This is a genomic window from Kitasatospora nipponensis (assembly GCF_039528135.1).
Classification (GTDB): Bacteria; Actinomycetota; Actinomycetes; order Streptomycetales; family Streptomycetaceae; genus Kitasatospora; species Kitasatospora nipponensis.
In genome coordinates this window covers 1-16,618 of record NZ_BAAALF010000064.1, presented here as the reverse complement: position 1 = coordinate 16,618, position 16,618 = coordinate 1, and the positions used below count along the sequence as shown (strand labels likewise).

The 16,618-nt window shown below is 74.6% G+C and carries 14 protein-coding genes; 4 read left to right on the top strand and 10 right to left on the bottom strand.

Going from position 1 to position 16,618, the window contains the following annotated elements:
* Positions 1-158 precede the first annotated feature (158 nt).
* From ABD323_RS19080 to ABD323_RS19065, 4 genes are all read right to left on the bottom strand, one after another.
* Entirely contained in the window at positions 159-992 is an 834-nt protein-coding gene (locus tag ABD323_RS19080; protein ID WP_344442910.1) for a class I SAM-dependent methyltransferase, read from the bottom strand.
* On the bottom strand, positions 989-2,218 hold the full coding sequence (locus ABD323_RS19075; RefSeq protein WP_344442909.1) for an MFS transporter: 1,230 nt from the start codon (positions 2,216-2,218) through the stop codon (positions 989-991). Before ABD323_RS19075 ends, ABD323_RS19080 begins: the two co-directional genes overlap by 4 nt.
* 2 nt (positions 2,219-2,220) lie before the next feature.
* The gene (locus tag ABD323_RS19070) at positions 2,221-4,026 is read right to left on the bottom strand and encodes a glycoside hydrolase family 15 protein (protein ID WP_344442908.1); all 1,806 of its coding nucleotides are present in this window, start codon (positions 4,024-4,026) and stop codon (positions 2,221-2,223) included.
* A 188-nt stretch (positions 4,027-4,214) separates the two neighbouring features.
* Positions 4,215-5,240, bottom strand: coding sequence for an SLAC1 family transporter (locus ABD323_RS19065; protein ID WP_344442907.1), 1,026 nt, complete (start codon positions 5,238-5,240; stop codon positions 4,215-4,217).
* A gap of 256 nt (positions 5,241-5,496) precedes the next feature.
* On the opposite strand from ABD323_RS19065, the gene ABD323_RS19060 reads away from it, so the two are divergent.
* The gene (locus ABD323_RS19060) at positions 5,497-6,258 is read left to right on the top strand and encodes an SDR family NAD(P)-dependent oxidoreductase (RefSeq protein WP_344442906.1); all 762 of its coding nucleotides are present in this window, start codon (positions 5,497-5,499) and stop codon (positions 6,256-6,258) included.
* Positions 6,259-6,334: 76 nt separating this feature from the next.
* Positions 6,335-7,234 (top strand): DMT family transporter, encoded by a 900-nt coding sequence (locus ABD323_RS19055; protein WP_344442905.1) that lies wholly within the window; start codon positions 6,335-6,337, stop codon positions 7,232-7,234.
* A gap of 62 nt (positions 7,235-7,296) precedes the next feature.
* On the opposite strand, the gene zwf is transcribed toward ABD323_RS19055, so the two are convergent.
* From zwf to ABD323_RS19025, 6 genes are all read right to left on the bottom strand, one after another.
* Positions 7,297-8,763, bottom strand: coding sequence for a glucose-6-phosphate dehydrogenase (gene zwf, locus ABD323_RS19050; protein ID WP_344442904.1), 1,467 nt, complete (start codon positions 8,761-8,763; stop codon positions 7,297-7,299).
* Positions 8,760-9,794, bottom strand: coding sequence for a phosphogluconate dehydrogenase (NAD(+)-dependent, decarboxylating) (gene gnd, locus ABD323_RS19045; protein ID WP_425556063.1), 1,035 nt, complete (start codon positions 9,792-9,794; stop codon positions 8,760-8,762). Before gnd ends, zwf begins: the two co-directional genes overlap by 4 nt.
* Positions 9,795-9,962: 168 nt before the next feature.
* Positions 9,963-12,518, bottom strand: coding sequence for an acyl-CoA reductase (locus tag ABD323_RS19040; protein ID WP_344442903.1), 2,556 nt, complete (start codon positions 12,516-12,518; stop codon positions 9,963-9,965).
* A complete protein-coding gene (locus ABD323_RS19035) occupies positions 12,515-13,687 on the bottom strand; it encodes a LuxE/PaaK family acyltransferase (protein WP_344442902.1) in 1,173 nt (390 codons plus the stop codon). The genes ABD323_RS19040 and ABD323_RS19035 overlap by 4 nt, the downstream gene beginning before the upstream one ends.
* On the bottom strand, positions 13,684-14,838 hold the full coding sequence (locus ABD323_RS19030) for a GNAT family N-acetyltransferase (RefSeq protein WP_344442901.1): 1,155 nt from the start codon (positions 14,836-14,838) through the stop codon (positions 13,684-13,686). Before ABD323_RS19030 ends, ABD323_RS19035 begins: the two co-directional genes overlap by 4 nt.
* 453 nt (positions 14,839-15,291) lie before the next feature.
* Positions 15,292-15,816, bottom strand: a complete 525-nt coding sequence (locus ABD323_RS19025; protein WP_344442900.1) for a GNAT family N-acetyltransferase — start codon at positions 15,814-15,816, stop codon at positions 15,292-15,294.
* 172 nt (positions 15,817-15,988) lie between these two features.
* Here ABD323_RS19025 and ABD323_RS19020 point away from each other — a divergent pair, with 172 nt between their 5' ends.
* Both ABD323_RS19020 and ABD323_RS19015 read left to right on the top strand, forming a co-directional pair.
* Positions 15,989-16,258 carry a hypothetical protein gene (locus ABD323_RS19020; RefSeq protein ID WP_344442899.1) on the top strand — a complete coding sequence of 90 codons (270 nt, stop codon included), beginning with the start codon at positions 15,989-15,991 and terminating at the stop codon, positions 16,256-16,258.
* 107 nt (positions 16,259-16,365) lie between these two features.
* The coding region (locus ABD323_RS19015; RefSeq protein WP_344442898.1) for a hypothetical protein at positions 16,366-16,618 on the top strand (253 nt) is incomplete at its 3' end.

The window sequence follows — 16,618 nt, the reverse complement described above, 5'->3', positions numbered from 1 at the left end:
CGGACGACTGGTGTGGAGACCAGTGATCCACCCGTGGACTGGAGGATCGACCAATACCTCGACCGACACTCCGACCGACCCCGGGACCAGCGGCGCGACCGGCACCGCGACCGCGCCGGGCCCGACGCCGGGCGCTCGGCGCGAGGCGGGCGCCGGCCTCAGGGGCGCTGCCCCCAGGCCATCGCCATGCCCGGGGCGAGTTCGGCGAGCCGGGGTGAGGCCAGGTACGCCAGGGCCTCGTCGATCACCGCGGCGTCCACCAGCCCGGTCTCCTCCAGCGCGGGCCGCATCCGGCTCCAGGTCTCCGCCCAGAAGCCGGCGATCGGGGCTCCGGCGGCCATCGGCGGGCCGAACAGCTCCGCGGCCACGTCGCGCAGGCCCTCCTCCCGCAGGAAGTGCGGATACGCCGGGACCATGGAGGTGTCGGTGCCGATCGTCGTCCTCAGCGCCCGCCACATGGCGTCCATGGTCCGCCGGTAGGCCGAAGTGGTGTCGAGGCCGTCGGGCAGCTCCACGGCGTCCGCGAGCACCAGCCAGCCGCCGGGGTTCAGCCAGCCGGCGAGCCGCGAGATGACCTGGCGCCGCTCGGGCAGGTGCATGAGCACGAACCTGGCGTGGATCAGGTCGAAGGTGCCCGGGCGCAGGTCCGGATCCGTGAGGTCGGCGGTGACCGTCCGCAGCCGCGGGCCCGCGAGGGCGGCCAGGGCGCCGGTGTCCCGGTCCAGGGCGACGACCTCCTCGACGCCCGCCTCCGCCAGCAGCCAGCGCGCCACCGTGCCGGTCCCGGCGCCCACCTCCAGGCAGCGCCGGCCCGGGCCCGCGCCCAGCGCCCGCAGCCGCCTGCGGGTGACCGGGTCGTAGGCCAGCGCCCCGGCGTCGATCCGCCCGGCCTCGCGCGGATCCGCCGGCTCGAACAGGCTCTCCCCGTACCGGCCCTCGCCCGCGGACTCCTCGCCCGCGGGATCCTCACCCACCCGGTGCGCACGCGTCATGACCGGACCTCCTCTGCCGTTGGATTCGCGCCGAGCCGGGCGGGACGCCCGCCGGCGACCAGCACCGCCGGCACACAGAGGGCCGCGGCGACGTACAGGAGCACCGGATAGCCGAAGGCGTCCACGATCTGGCCGCCGACGGCGCCCGCCACGGACAGGCCCACGAAGAGGGCGCTGTTGTTCCACGACAGCATGCCGGTCGCCCGCTCGGGGAAGGCGTCCACCAGGTGACGCTGCTGGGCGGGGAAGAACGCGTACCCGGCGCAGGCGAAGAGCCCCAGCGTGCAGGCCAGCGCCCAGGTGACCGGGTAGGCCAGCGCCACGGCGACCTCCAGGGCGGCCGTCAGGGCCAGGGCCGCGCGCGTCACCCGGACGGCCCCGGTCCGGTCGGCGAACCGGCCGCCCAGCTGCCCGCCGATGACGGCGCCCACCCCGTAGACCACGAGCAGCCAGGTCACGTCCGAGGCCCTGCCGTCCGCGTGCAGCGCGACGCCGAGGAAGGTGTAGAGGCTGTAGACGGAGAAGGCCCACAGGGTGGTGACCGCCACGCCCGCCACCGCCACGCCGGTGGCGGTGCGGCTGCCCCGCGCCGGCGTCCTCGCGGGCGTCCTCGGCGGTGCAGGGGCCACCGCGCGCGAGCGCCAGACCACCGCGTGCGGGAAGGCCAGCAGGAACGTGCCCGCCGCGAGGATGAGGAAAGCGGCCTGCCAGCCCAGGTGCTGGCCCAGCACGGCGCCCGCGGGAGCGCCCACCCACAGCGCGGTCAGCAGGCCGGACCCGACGACGGCCAGCACCTGGGCCCGGGCCTGCGGCCGCGCCCGGGTACTGACCAGCGCGTACACGGTGGGACCCGTCGCGGCGGCCGCGACGCCCGCCACCACGCGGGTCAGCAGCAGCAGCGCGAAGTTCGGCGCCACGGCGGTGGCGACGTTGGCCACCGAGAAGAGCACCAGGGCCCACACCAGGATGGTGGCCCGGTCCCGGTGGTCGGCGAGCCAGCCGGCGAAGGGCGAGGCCACCACGTACGCGATGGAGAAGGCCGTGATCAGCAGGCCGGTACTGCTGGCGGAGACGTGCAGCGACCGGGCGATGTCCGGCAGCAGCGGCGCCACCACGAACAGGTCGGTCCCCACCAGGAACTGGGTGAGCCACGCCAGCACGACCAGCGGGACCGACAGCCCGGCCGCTCCGGCCCGGCCGGGACCGGGAGCTCGCGCGCGGCTCACCGTCAGGTCCCGTGCACCGGTGGGCGGTGCGGGTGACCGGTCAGCCGTAGCGCGGTGTCGAGCAGGCCGACGTGGCTGAACGCCTGGGGGAAGTTGCCGACCTGCCGGTGGCCGACCACGTCGTACTCCTCGGCCAGCAGGCCCACGTCGTTGCGGATCCCCAGCAGGCGTTCGAACAGCTCCTCGGCCTCGCGGCGGCGACCGGTGGCGGCCAGCGCGTCGGCCAGCCAGAACGAGCAGGCCAGGAAGGACCCCTCGGTCCCGGTCAGGCCGTCCACGCTGGTGCCCGGATCGTCCCCGGTGCTGTAGCGCCGCAGGAACCCGCCGTGGTCCAGCTCCGCGGCCACCGCGTCCACCGTGCCCCGCACCCGGTCGTCGTAGGCCGGCAGGAACCCGGTCCTGGGGATCAGCAGCAGCGCGGCGTCCAGCTCCGCCGAGCCGTACGACTGCGTGAAGGTGTTGCGCACCGCGTCGAAGCCGCGTTCGCACACCTCGCGGTGGATCTCCTCGCGGACCGCCCGCCACCGCTCGACGGGGCCGGCCAGCCCGAACTGCTCGGCCGTGCGGATCGCCCGGTCGAAGGCGACCCAGGCCATCACCTTGGAGTGCACGAACGGGCGGCGCTCCCCGCGGATCTCCCACAGGCCGTCGTCCGGCTGCCGCCAGGACCGCTCCACGAAGTCCACCACCGCGCACTCGATGTCCCACACGTGGTGCAGCGGCGCCAGGCCGGAGTTGCGCGCCAGGTACAGCGCGTCCAGCACCTCCCCGTAGACGTCGAGTTGGAACTGGCCCGCGGCGGCGTTGCCACTGCGCACCGGGCGCGATCCCAGGTAGCCGGGCAGCCAGGTCAGCTCGCTCTCCGGCAGCCAGCGCTCGCCGGCGACGCCGTACATGATCTGCAGGTCCTGCGGACTGCCGGCCACCGACCGCTCCAGCCACCGGCGCCAGGCGGCGGCCTCGTCGACGAAGCCGGTGCGCAGCAGCGAGGAGAGGGTCAGGGTGGCGTCGCGCAGCCAGCAGAACCGGTAGTCCCAGTTGCGGGAGCCGCCGACCGCCTCCGGCAGCGAGGTGGTGGCGGGGGGGACGATGCCGCCGGTCGGGGCGTAGGTGAGCGCCTTGAGGGTGATGAGTGAGCGGATGACGGCCTCGCGCCAGCGGCCCTGGTAGCTGCAGGTGGCGGTCCACTCCCGCCAGGTCCGCTCGGTCTGCCGCAGGCTCGACTCGGCGTCGGTGCGCGGCGGTTCGCCCTGGAAGGAGGGCTGCCAGCTGAGCACGAAGGCCAGCCGGTCGCCCTGGTGCAGCTCGCTCTCGGACGTGGTGGCGAGGTGCTCGCCGTGCTGCTCGACGTCGGAGTACAGCCACACCGCGTCGGGACCGGCGACGGCGACGTGCGCGTCGCCCACACTGCGCACCCAGGGGACGAACTGGCCGTAGCCGAAGCGCAGTCGTAACTCGCTGCGCAGCCGGACACTCCCGCGCAGGCACTCGGCGATCCGCACCACGCACGGTCCGCGACCCTCGCCCGAGAGCGGCATGAAGTCCAACAGCCGTACCGAGCCCGCCGGTTCCTCCCAGACGCTCTCCAGGACCAGGGTGTCCTGGAGGTACGAACGCCGGGTGCAGGAACCAGCGCCGGGCGGGGCGATCCGCCAGTGGCCGTTCTGGTCGGTGCCGAGCAGGGCGGCCAGGACCGCGTGCGAGTCGAAGCGCGGGCAGCAGAGCCAGTCGATCGACCCGTCGCGGCCCACCAGGGCGGCGGTCCGCAGGTCGCCGATGATCGCGTAGTCCTCTATCCGTCCAGGCACGGTGGGCCGCCTCCTGCCTCGCCGCGGCGGCCGGGGCACCACGTGCACCCGCACCGACCCGGTGGCACCGGTGCGGACCGCGCCGGTCCGGACCGCGCCGGCCGGTGGCCGTCCGCCTCTTCAGTATCGTCGCGGCCCCCACCGCACGCCGCCGGGCCGGCCGCCGCCGCCCCGCACGGCGGGCGCGCTCAGGACGGCGGCCCGGCCGGCGGACCGCCATGAGGCGGCGCGGTGGGCGGTGCCGGCGGCGCTTCGGTGGCCAGGAAGCCGCCCCGGGCCAGCCCCGCCACCGTCCACACCGCGATCGCGCCGACCAGCACGGTGATCGCGGCGAGCAGCAGGCCGCCCCACGCCCGGTACCCCGCCGGCCGCGAGCTGTCGAGCCAGTGCAGGCCCGCGGTGGCCACCGCCGCGTAGGGGAAGGTGAACGACCACCAGGCCGGTCCGAACGGCGCGCGCCGGTAGAGCCCGACGAGCCGGACCTGGACCAGCGCCATCAGCGCGGTGTAGCCCCACAGCACCCAGGTCAGCGTGTTCACCCGCCCACCGGTGACGGCCAGGTAGGCGTTGGCCGCCACCGCCGGCGGCGCGGCCTCGATCGCCAGGACCGGCAGCAGGACGGCCGGCAGGGCCGGGCGGAAGAACATCCGGGCCAGGATCGGCGAGCCCAGCAGCGCCCAGCCGACCAGCCCGATCCCGAACGCGGCGCGGGCCGCCCCCGGGTGCCCCAGCTCCGCCGCGCCCTGGGCGACCAGCAGGCCGCCGGCCACCGTGGGCAGGAAGTAGCCGGGGTGGAAGGTGTCCACCTCCAGCCGGTCGACGATCCACTGCCCGGTCAGCGAGGCGCCCAGCAGCAGGGTGACCACCGCGAAGAGCGCGAACAGCCAGGGCGCCGCCCGCGGGGCGTACGGGCGCAGCCCCGCGGTGACCAGCAGGCCGGTGATCGGCGCCAGCGAGAGGAACGGACCGAGCACGGGGTGGCGCAGCTCGGCCCGCCAGCCGCCCGGCCGCCGGGCGACCTGGCGCGGATAGCCGACGGCCAGCACCAGCCAGACCGCGCCGGCCAGCACGAACAGCGCGTCGGCGACCGTGCCCGGGACCAGCCGCAGCCCGCCGGCGAGGCGCCAGCAGCCCGCCAGCCCGGCCACCCCGAAGGCGACGGCGAACAGGTTCGGGGTCAGCACGGCGCCGGTGCGATGAACCCTGAGCCTCATGGAGAACCGCCAGCCGCGGAGAGCGAGGGGGACGGGCGAGCGCCCTGCGGAAGGCTAGCGCCACCGCGCGTGCCCAGCGCGCCCGGCGCCCCGCGCCGCCGCCCGTCCTCACCCGCCCGGCCGACGCTCACTCACCCGGCCGACGCCGCCCACCGGTTGTGCCCACCGGCCCGCGTCTTCCCCGGACATCGACCCCCGCTGCCCCTAAGGTCGGGGGCGAGCACCCCGACCTGGCTCCCGGCCCCCGGAGGACGAGATGACGAAGACCCTGCACGGCACCGTGGCCCTGGTCACCGGGGCCTCCAGCGGCATCGGCGAGGCGACCGCCCTCGCGCTGGCCGCCGAGGGGGCCGCCGTCGCGGTGGCGGCGCGGCGGGTCGATCGGCTGGAGGACCTGGCCGGTCCGAACCGCGCGGCCGGCGGCACCGTGCTCACCATCGCCGCCGACATCGCCGGGCAGGACCAGGCCCGGGCGGCCGTCGAGCGGACGGTGGCCGAACTGGGCCGGCTGGACACCCTGGTCAACAACGCGGGCCTGATGCTCCTGGGCCCGGCCGCGGCCACCCCCGTCGAGGAGTGGCGCACGATGGTGGACGTCAACCTGCTCGGCCTGATGTACACCACCCACGCCGCGCTCCCGCACCTGGCGCGCGCGGCCGCCGACGGACCCCGCCGGGTCGCCGACGTGGTGAACATCAGCTCGGTGGCCGGCCGGGTCGCCTTCGCGATGAGCAGCGCCTACTGCGCCTCGAAGTTCGGTGTGGGCGCGTTCTCCGAGGCGCTGCGCCAGGAGCTCGCCGGCCGGTTCGTGCGGGTCGGCGTCGTCGAGCCGGGCAGCGTGGAGACCGAGCTGCGCGAGCACAACCGCCCCGAGGTGCGCGCCGTGCTGGAGCAGCAGTTCGCCACGATCGAGCGTCTGCAGGCCGGCGACGTGGCCGACGCGGTCGCCTACATCGTCACCCGCGCCCGGCACGTGGCGATCAACGAGCTCCTGGTGCGCCCGACCGAGCAGGTCTGACCCGCCACCCCCACCGTCCCCGCCACTGTCCCCGCCCCCAAGGCCCAAGGCCCCGACCCCCCAAGGACCCCGTGCCGTGGCAGCGTTGCTGTCGGTCGTCTTCGCCGTGCTGGCCGCGGCCAGCAACGCGCTGGCCGTCGCGCTCCAGCGCCGGGCCGCACTCACCGTCCCGGCCTCGGAGGGCTTCCGGCTGCGCCTGATGATCGACCTGCTGCACCGGCCCGTCTGGCTGGCCGGGTTCGCCGCCGTGCTCTGCGCGGCCGCCTGCCAGGCGCTCGCGCTCGCCACCGGCCCGATCTCGGTGGTCCAGCCGATCTTCATCCTGGAGCTGCCGTTCGCGCTGCTCGCCGCCGGCCTGATCCTGGGCCGGCGGCTCGGCGCGCGGATCTGGTCCGCGGTGGCCCTGGTCGTGGTGGGCCTGGGGACGGCCCTGGCGGCGGCCTCGCCGACCCCGGGGACCAGCGTGCCCCCGCTCGCGCTGTGGATCCCGGCCGTGCTGGCCTGCGGTGGTGCCGTCGCGCTGCTGGTCGGCGCCGCGCTGCGCCGCCCGAACGGGCCGGTGCGCGCCGCGGCGGTGGGCACGGCGGTGGCGGTCGGCTACGCGTTGACGGCCGCGCTGCTGAAGGACGCGGCGCACGCGGGTTCGCAGGGCGGGGCCGCCGCCTTCTTCACCGCCTGGCAGACCTACGGCTTCGCCGCGGTCGGCGTGGGGGCGCTCTTCCTGCTGCAGAACGCCCTGCACTCGGGTCCGCTGGTCGCCTCCCAGCCCGCCCTCACCCTCGGGGACGCCTCGGTGAGCCTGGCGCTGGGCGTGACCCTCTTCGGGGAGCGGATCCGGCTGGGCTGGTGGCTGGTGCCGGAGATCCTCGGCGTCGCGCTGATCGTGACCGGCGTGGTCAGGCTGGCCGCCAGTCCGCTGACCGGCTCCGTGGTCGCGCCGCCGAGCCCCGACGCGCCGGTCGTCGGCTCCCCCTGAACCGGTGACCGGCGCGCCCGGCCCGGCGCGTCGGTCACCGGCCCGGGCCGCACGGAGCTCGCTCAGTACCCGGGCCGTCCGTCCGGCAGTTCCCAGTGGTGCGGGGCCACGAGCTCCTCGACGGCCGCCGGTCCCCAACTGCCGGGGGCGTAGGGCTGGACCGGCGGCGGGGCGGCCAGCAGGTCGGCCGAGACCTCCCAGAGGCGTTCGATGGCGGCGGCGGGGGTGAAGGGCGACTGGTCACCCAGCATGGCGTCCAGCAGCAGCCGCTCGTAGGCCTCCAGCCCGGTCTGCTGCTCGAAGGAGTCGGCGTAGCGGAAGGTCATCCCCTCCTCGGCGAGCCGCATCGCCGGCCCGGGCCGCTTGGCCAGGAACCGCGCGGTGACCCAGCCGGGGTCGTCGAAGTCGATGACCAGGCTGTTGCCCCGCTGCTCGTGGCCGTCGGCGCCGGCCAGTTCGGGGAACATCCGCAGCGGCGGCTGGTGGAAGTGCAGCGAGACGGTCTGCCGGCGCTGCGCCATCGACTTGCCCGAGCGCAGGTAGAACGGGACACCGGCCCAGCGCCAGTTCTCCACCTCGGCGCGCAGCGCCACGAAGGTCTCGGTCTGCGAGTCCGGGTCGACGCCCGGCTCGCCGCGGTAGCCCTCGTACTGCCCGCGCACCACGTGGGCGGGGTCGACCGGCCGCAGCGAGTCGAAGACCTTGTCCCGCTCGGCGCGCAGCGGCCCCGCGCTCAGCGAGGTCGGCGCCTCCATCGCCACGATGCCGAGCACCTGGAAGAGGTGGGTGACGATCATGTCCCGGTAGGTGCCGGTCTCCTCGAAGAAGCCGGCCCGGCCCTCGATCCCGATCGACTCGGGCACGTCGATCTGCACGTGGCTGATGTGGTCGCGGTTCCAGATCGGCTCGAAGAGGCCGTTGGCGAAGCGCAGCGCGAGGATGTTGTCGACCGACTCCTTGCCCAGGAAGTGGTCGATCCGGAAGACCTGCGACTCGTCGAAGACGGTGTGCACGGTCGCGTTGAGCGCGCGGGCCGAGGCCAGGTCGGTGCCGAAGGGCTTCTCGACGATCACCCGGGTACCCTCGGCCAGGCCGAGGTCACCGAGCATCGTGATGACCTCGGCGAAGGCGTCGGGCGGCACCGCCAGGTGGCAGATCCGCCGCGCCCCGGCGCCGATCGCCCGCTCGGCCGCCCGGACCGCGTCCAGCAGCGGCTGGGCGTCCCCGAGGTCGGCCGCGCCGAAGCTCAGCCGCCGGGCGAACTCCTGCCAGCTCTCGCCGGACGGCTCGGCGCGCCCGAACGAGCGCACGGCCTGCTCGGCGTGGCTGCGGAACTCCTCGTCGGTGAGGGCGAACCGCGCCGGAGCCGAGCCGACGATCCGGTACTGCGCCGGCAGCAGGCCCGCCTTGGCGAGGTGGAAGAGACCGGGCAGCAGCTTGCGCCGGGCGAGGTCGCCGGTCGCGCCGAACAGCACGATGACGTGGTCCTCGGGCCGCTGCGCGGCGTGCTCGGGATGCGGCTGCGTCATGACCGGCCCTTCTCCACGTGCCCGCCGAACTCCCCGCGCATCGCGGAGAGCAGCTTGCCGGTGAACTCGCCCTGCCCGCGGGAGGCGAAACGCTCCTGCAGGGCGGCGGTGATCACCGGCGCCGGTACGCCCTCGTCGACGGCGGCCAGCACCGTCCAGCGCCCCTCGCCGGAATCCGAGACGCGCCCGGCGAAGTCGTCCAGTCGCGGCGAGCGGGCGAGCGCGTCGGCGGTCAGGTCGACCAGCCAGGAGCCGACCACCGAGCCGCGCCGCCAGACCTCGGCGACCTCCGCCACGTCGATGTCGTACTGGTAGGCCTGCGGGTCGCGCAGCGGCGTGGTCTCGGCGTCCACGCTCTGTTCGCCCTTGCCGACGCCGGCGTGCGCGATGATGCTCAGACCCTCGGCGATGGCCGCCATCATCCCGTACTCGACGCCGTTGTGGACCATCTTGACGAAGTGTCCCGCGCCGCTGGGCCCGCAGTGCAGGTAGCCCTCGGGGGCGGTGCCGCCGGTACGGGTGCGGCCGGGGGTGGGCTCGGCGTAGCCGGGGCCCGGCGCGATCGTGCGGAAGATCGGGTCCAGCCGCCGCACCGCCTCCTCGGGGCCGCCGATCATCAGGCAGTAGCCGCGCTCCAGGCCCCAGACGCCGCCCGAGGTGCCGCAGTCGACGTAGTGGATGCCGCGCGGGGCCAGCCGCTGGGCCCGGGTGATGTCGTCGCGGTAGTAGGAGTTGCCGCCGTCGATCACCGTGTCGCCCTCGTCGAGCAACTCGGCGAGCCGGTCCAGGGTGGACTGCACGATCGCGGCCGGCAGCATCAGCCACACCGCCCGCGGCCGCTCCAGCGCGCCGACCAGTTCGGCCAGCGAGGCGGCCCCGGTGGCGCCCTCGGAAACCAGCGTCGCGACGGCGGCGGGGGCGATGTCGTTGACCACGCACCGGTGGCCGTCGCGCATCAGCCGGCGCGTCAGGTTCGCCCCCATCCGGCCGAGCCCGACCATGCCGAGCTGCAGGGGTCTGTCGGTTGTCATCCTGGTCCTCTTCCTTCGCCGGAGGGCGGGCGGGCGGGAGGACGAACATACGGCGCCCGTCACGAGGGACCGGGGCGACCCGCTCGGCGGCACGCGAACGCACCGCGTGCTTCGCTGGGAAGGAGCACCGCGGATCCCCGGGCGGGCCGCCCGGGGATCCGGGATCACTCAGTGGTTGCGCTCGCGCAGGTCCACCACCTCGCGCAGCTTGCCGCTGGCCGCCGTGCGCTCGAAGCCGTCGGCGTCCACCAGCTCGATGCGCAGCTCGACCAGCCGGTCGTGCTCGACGGCCGCGGCCAGGTCCGGGTAGTCGGCCAGGAACGCCCGGGCGACCGCCGCGTGGTCCGCGTCGGCGGCCAGGCCCGCACCCGCCTCCAGCCGGACCGTCAGCGACTCCCCGCCCTCGTCCTCCGCCAGCAGCAGTTGCAGCGCGCCCCGGTGCTCCAGGGCCTCCTGCGCCACCGCCGCGAACCGCCGGTAGTTGAGGAAGTAGCTGCCGCTGCGGAAGATGTCGCCGAACCGCCCCAGCAGCTCGAAGCGCGGGGTGCGCCGCCCGCAGCCGCAGGTGCCCTCCACCCAGCGCCCGAGGTCGCCGATCTCGTAGCGGTCCAGCCGCTGGCCGCGCCGCGTGTGCGCGGTGAAGACCAGCCGGCCGGGCTCGCCCACCGCGGCCGGGCGGTCCTGCTCCGGGTCCAGGATCTCCAGCGTCTGCAGGCCGCTGAACAGGTGGTGCACCCGGGCCGGCGCGTGGTCGCACTGGTAGCCGAGCGGACCGGCGTCCGCGCTGCCGTAGGCGGCCGAGCGGATCACCTCGACGCCGAACTCCTCGCGCAGCCAGGCCTGCTGGCGCTCGGGGAAGTGCTCGCCGCCGAAGAAGACCTTGCGCACGCCGCGGTAGGCGCGCAGCTCCTCGGCGCCCTCGGTGAAGACCCGCAGCAGGTAGGTCGGCATGCCGAAGAGGGTGTCCACCCGGTGGTCGACGATGGAACGGGCAACCAGCGCGTGGTCGTCCTGGGCCGCCATCGGGAACTGCACCGCCTGGAGGTTCTCCAGCACCGAGAAGAAGCTGAGGAACCCGCCGTACAGCAGCCCGCCGAAGAAGAGGTTCATCGCCCGGTCGGTGCGCGGCTCGAAGCCGGCCGCCAGCAGGCCCTCGGCGCCCGAGCGCATGTGCTCGTGGTAGTCGTCCCAGGTGAAGGCGGAGAGCTTGGGCGCGCCGGAGCTGCCGCCGCTGCGGAAGAACACCTCCGCCCGCGCCAGGTCGCCCTGCAGCTGCTCGAACTCGCCCTTGCCGGTCACCGCCACCGCCGGCGGCGCCAACTCGCGTGCCCCCACCAGGTCGTCGAGGCAGGCGTCGGTCGCGAACCGGCCGTCCAGCTGGACGTCGACCCGGCGGCTGTAGCGCTGCAGCGCGTACACGCCGTCGTGCGGCTCGCCGTCGTAGCTGCCGAGCATCCCGCCGGGGACGGTCACCCGCAGCGCGCCGGCGGTGAGCACCAGCGCCGCCAGCTCGGCGGTGTCGGCCCGCTCGGCGCCGATGCCCACGGTCTGCAGGTAGCGGCGCATCGGGCGCAGCACCTCGACGACCCGCCGGCGGGCCAGCGGCTTGACCCAGACCGTGCGGTGCAGCGGGGAGGCCCGCAGCGCGCTGCGCAGGTCCGCCAGTACGTGCCAGCTGCCGTCGGGGGCCGCGTGCACCCGGGTCAGGCCCAGGTGCTCCTCGTGGCCGGCCACCAGCACGGTGTTGCTGATCTCCGCGCTCTCCAGCAACTCCGGCTCGCGCACCTCCAGTTCGTCGACCATCGCGGCCAGCACCGGGGCGAAGCGGGCGGCGAACGCGAAGACCTGCTCGGGGTCCTCGGTGTCCAGGTAGACCACCTGCGGGCTCGAGCAGGCCTGCTGCTCCAGGCGGCAGATGTCCTCGGCGATGCCGCGCAGCACCTCGGGCCGCTCCCAGGCGTCCTCGGTCAGGTAGGCGAAGGAGAGCTTGGGGCCCCAGTCGATCAGGCGGCAGCCGGCCGGCGTCAGCGCGGCCACCCCCGCCAGCGCCTCCTCGCCGCCCCAGGCGGCCACCGCGTCCGCGGCGGCGCACAGCTTCGCCAGCCACGCGGTGCGGATGGAGGAGAAGGCCAGCACGATGGTGCGCGCGGCGATCGCGCCGGTGGGGTCGAGCGCGCCGAGCTCGGCGAGCAGCAGCTGGGTGAAGCGTGCCCCGCCGCTGGTCTTGGCCGCGTTGACGTTCCCGGCGAGCAGGCCCTCGATCACGCTCATCGCGCCGGCGGCGGGCGCGTTGCCCGGGGTGACGTGCACCAGCAGGCCGACCGGCAGCCAGCCCTCGAAGATCTCCCGGCGGAAGTCGAAGCGGGCCAGACGGCCCGGGTCGATGCCACCGAACTCGCGCATCAGCTTGCTCTCCAGCGCCTCGCGCCCCAGTGCCTCGGCGAGGTCCTCCAGGGTCCGCACGGCCTCCGCCGCGGGGACCTCGGCGGCCTTCAACTCCGCGGCCAGCAGCAGCCACTGGGGGCTGCCGGGGTCGCCCAGGGCGGCGGCCAGCAGGTCGCAGGCGGCCAGCACGGTCAGCGGGTTCAGCCGCGGCCCGGTGAGCACCGCGCGGACGTGCTCGTCCAGCGCGTCCAGCCGGCGCCCGGCCTCCGCGTCGTCGACGAACTCGCCCTGCCAGTAGTGCGGGAGGTCGGGCTCGGTGGTGGTCGGGTCGGCGTTCACGAGGTCCCCTTGAGCAGTTCGGCGGCGGCGACGGCGCAGCTGCGGTTGCGGCTGAGCCCGGCCCGCCCGTGGACGGCGAACCAGGGTGTGGGCAGGCCGCAGCCGCACTCCTCGGGGGAGTGCTGCGAGACCAGGTCGCCCATCAGCACCGACTGGGCCGGCGCGGAGGTGATGTAGGGCGAGACGAACTGGGCGTAGCCGCGCTCGCCGTGGGGCAGCGGCCGCAGCGTGCGCACGTCGCGCACCAGCATCCGCGACCAGGTCGGCACGTGCAGCCGGTGGTGGGCGCACTCCATGTAGAGCACCGAGTGCTCGACCGCGCCGTAGCCGTCGCGGATCCGCTCGTCGGGGATGCCGAGTTGCTCGTGGATCCGCTGGTACAGCTCCGGCTTGCCGACCTCGCGGTCCGCGTGGCCCTTCCAGCCGCCGCCGAAGGCGACCAGCGAGCGGGGGTTCAACGTGACGGGCGGCAGGCCCAGTTCGCGCATCCGGTCCAGGGTGAAGGAGAGGAAGGCGGGGAAGCCCAGGATGCGCACCGGCGCGCCCTCCTCGGCGAAGCGCAGCAGCGCGCGCACGCAGCCGAACGGGTCGAACTCGTGGCCGCTGCCGGTGTGCTTCAGCGCGTACTCGACCGAGCGGACCGGCGCGAAGTCGCACAGGTACTCGTCGGTGAACGAGGTGCCCAGGTTCAGGCCGGGCCGTGGCTGGTAGTTGGAGAGCAGGTAGTTGACCGGCTCGGACTCCCCCAGCCAGCCGTAGGAGTCGAAGACCCGGGCGACCATCCGCTGCCCGTTGCGCAGCGTCCAGTGGTCGAAGGACATCTGGGACTTCTGGCCGGTGGTGCCCGAGGAGGTCACGTGCAGGGCGACCTCCGGCCCGGATATCGAGACCACCTCGTGCGCCTTGAAGAAGTTGGCGTGCAGGTAGGGCAGTCGCTCCAGGTCGGCGATGGACTCCAGCGGGCGCCCGGCCGCCTCGCTCGCGCCCCAGAGCTTGGCGAAGAAGGGCGAGCGCGCCACGTGCCAGGCGTTGGACTCGTTCATCGCCTCGACGAAGAGCCGGTCGAGCTCGGGCCCCACCGCGTAGGGCTCGGCGATGTCGCACAGCTGCTGGACGTGCGCGAGCGCGGCCGGGTCGGGGACCTGGACCGGGTTCAGGTACTGGCTCACTGGAACACCCCGTGCGTGTTGAGGTACTGCTGCTTCCACAGCTCGATGTACTGCTCGGTGAACGGCTGGAAGGCCGCGTCGATGGACAGCCCGCGGAAGTCGAGCGGCTGCAGGCTGCGGGCCATCACCACGTAGTCGCGCCACCCCTCGCCCTGACGGCGCATCGCGGGGTAGGCCGCCGCCGGCAGGAAGCCGTGGGCGAGCAGCAGGCGCAGGTCCTCGTAGCCGTCCAGCGGCAGCAGCGCCTCGATGTGCAGGGCGCCGTCCTCGGCCAGCCGGTTGATCAGCGTCTCGAAGCCCTCGCCGAGCGCGGCCAGGCCCGGGGCGGCGCCGATCAGCGCGCAGTAGCCGTCCGAGCGGTTCAGCTGGGCGTAGACCTCGTGCGCGCCGTCCGCCGTGGCGAGCAGCACGTTGGGCGCGTGGAAGGGGTAGAAGCGCTGCTCGGGGTCGGGCAGTTGCTCGGACATCCGGCGCAGCACGAACTGCGGCGCGTCCACCAGCTCCATCGCCGCGCCACCGGGCCGGCCGGCTCCGCGGCGGGCGGGCAACGGCTCGTCGACGAGTTCGGGCAGCGGCTGCTCGGGCAGGGCGACCGCCTCGTGCAGGGCGCGCACCAGGTCCCCCAACCCGGCGGGCACCCGCTCGACCGGCAGCCTGCGCTCCAGCACGCCCGCGCGGTGCTTGGCCAGCAGCACCATCGTCTCGTGCCGCTCGGCCTTGCGCAGGTTCGGGAAGATGCCCAGCGCGCGGAACCCGGCGCTCAGACAGACCCGCTGCGGCGCGGTGGAGTTGGTGCGCGCGGTGGCGTAGACGGAGTCGGCGCCCTGCTCCCCCTCGAGCAGCAGGTCACTGAGCCGGCGCACCGCCTGGTGGGCCAGTCCGCTGCCCCGCGCGTCGGGGTGGATGACCAGCCCCTGCAGCTTCCCCAGCCGCTCCTGCGGGTCGATCGTCCCGATGATGGAACCGACGATCCGTCCGCTCTGCGCCTCCCGGGCGGCCAGCCAGGTGGTGCGGGGCGAGGCCATCTCGCGCGCCATCACCTCCGGATCGGTCCCGATCGGCAGCGCGTAGCTGCTCCCGTAGACCTGCCGATAGAGCGTCAACAGCCCGTTGATGTCGCTCGGTTGAACGGCAGTGAACTGGTGGGTCAAAAATACCTCCCCGGCATGCGCGATGCGCCGACGGATCGACGTCGCACATCGCGCGGACTGTCCTCCCGATCGAATGCGGAGGCCCGGGTGGGGTGGGCCGCATGCGGAATCCGCGTAGGGCGGTTGCCGTGCCGCAGCGCCGCCGGAATGGGGGTGGACCGGTGGCCTGCAGCCGAAAGGAGGAGATCGTCCACGGGTGGCGTGGACGATCTCCCCCAGCGTAGCGCGCGTAGACCCAGCTGAGGACGCGTCAACTCGACTACCAGCGGGGATGCCAGGCGAATGCGATCTAGATCACAGTTTCGCCGGGGTCGGATTCGGCCGCGGCACGGGCTTCCGGCCGAATCCGGCCCTTTTCCGGACTCCCCGCCAGGACTGTTATTCGGCCCGCCACTTGACGGTCATCGAACTGTCCCGGGGCGAACATCAGGGAAAGTGACGGCCGATATCGCGTCAGGACGGGCGGCGCAGCAGGAACGCCTCCAGTTCGCTCCCGTACCACCGGTCGGTGCGGCCCAGCGGCTCCATCCCCAGGCGGCGGCAGACCGCCATCGAGGGGTCGTTGCCCGGCCGGACCAGCGCGTGGATCTCGCTCAGCCCCTGCTCGAACCCCCTGGCCACCATCGCGCCGGCCGCCTCGGTGGCGAAGCCGTGGCCCCAGCTGTCGGGGTGGAAGTGCCAGCCGACCTCGACCTCCCCCGCGCCGTCCGGGATCGGCACCAGCAGGAGCGTCCCGGCGATCACGCCGGTGTCGAGGCGCTCGACCGCCCAGCAGCCGAACCGCGGGTCGGCCGAGCGGCCGCGGAACCGCTCGATCAGCGCGTCGGCCTCCTGCTCGTCCTCCATCGCCCGGGGGGTGGCCCCCAGCCAGCGGGCCACCTCCCAGCGCCGGTACAGGTCGAACGCCCGCGCCCGGTCGTCCGCAGCCCAGAGCCGTATCGCCAGCCGCTCGGTCTGCAGTACCGCATCCTTCTTCATACGAACCTCCCGGAGAGCCTGCCGCCCCTGCGCGGCCGCAGGTCGAGATCCGATCCTGCCAGCCGCCCCCACCGGTGTCCGCACCATTTCCTCCGGGCGCACCGGGGCCCGCCGCTCACCCTGACAGCCGGTCAGCCGAGCGGTGACGCGGGCGGTGGCGCACGATCGGGGCATGAGCGTTCTCGAAGGCTGGAGCAGGGCCGAAGTGGAGTTCCGCCGACCGATGGCCCTCACCCGGGGCGGATCGCCGGTCGACCGGGTGACCGCGGCGAAGGTGCGGCTGACCGGCGGCTGGGTGCACCTGGAGGTGACCGGCTCCGCGGGCGCCGGCAGCGTCACGGTCTGCTCGGTGCCCGCGGACGCGGTCGTGCGGGTCTCCTGGACGGCCACCGTCGAGGAGGTCGCCAGCCGACACGGTTCGATCCTGGGCCCGCACAACTGAGCCCCGCCGGGGATGATGGGACGGCGCCGGGAAACCGCGCCCGCCCCGGAGCACGTCCCGAAGCCCGTCCGCCCGTCCGCCGCCGCTGCCCGGGAAGGAGAGCGACCGTGCCGGCTCCCACCCGCCTGCTGGTCGGCCTCGTCACCCTGCTGACCGCCGCCACTGCCTGCTCCTCGTCCGTTCCCCCGCGCACCGGCTCGGCCGCCCTGGCGAGCACCGGTCCGGCGGCCGCGACCGCCGCCCTGCCGGCTCCCTCGGCGCCGGCCGGCCCCGCCTCGGGCCCCGCCGCGCCGGGCACCCGCCCCGCCTCCCCGGCGGGATCCGCGCCCTCCGCTGCCGCCGGATCCGGCGCCCCCCCCC

Excerpts from the sequence above, each read along its gene's own strand:
- ABD323_RS19020 (WP_344442899.1), top strand. The coding sequence starts at position 15,989 with ATGAGCGTTCTCGAAGGCTGGAGCAGGGCCGAAGTGGAGTTCCGCCGA.
- ABD323_RS19060 (WP_344442906.1), top strand. The coding sequence starts at position 5,497 with ATGACGAAGACCCTGCACGGCACCGTGGCCCTGGTCACCGGGGCCTCC.
- ABD323_RS19080 (WP_344442910.1), bottom strand. The coding sequence starts at position 992 with ATGACGCGTGCGCACCGGGTGGGTGAGGATCCCGCGGGCGAGGAGTCC.
- ABD323_RS19025 (WP_344442900.1), bottom strand. The coding sequence starts at position 15,816 with ATGAAGAAGGATGCGGTACTGCAGACCGAGCGGCTGGCGATACGGCTC.
- ABD323_RS19065 (WP_344442907.1), bottom strand. The coding sequence starts at position 5,240 with ATGAGGCTCAGGGTTCATCGCACCGGCGCCGTGCTGACCCCGAACCTG.
- gnd (WP_425556063.1), bottom strand. The coding sequence starts at position 9,794 with ATGACAACCGACAGACCCCTGCAGCTCGGCATGGTCGGGCTCGGCCGG.
- zwf (WP_344442904.1), bottom strand. The coding sequence starts at position 8,763 with ATGACGCAGCCGCATCCCGAGCACGCCGCGCAGCGGCCCGAGGACCAC.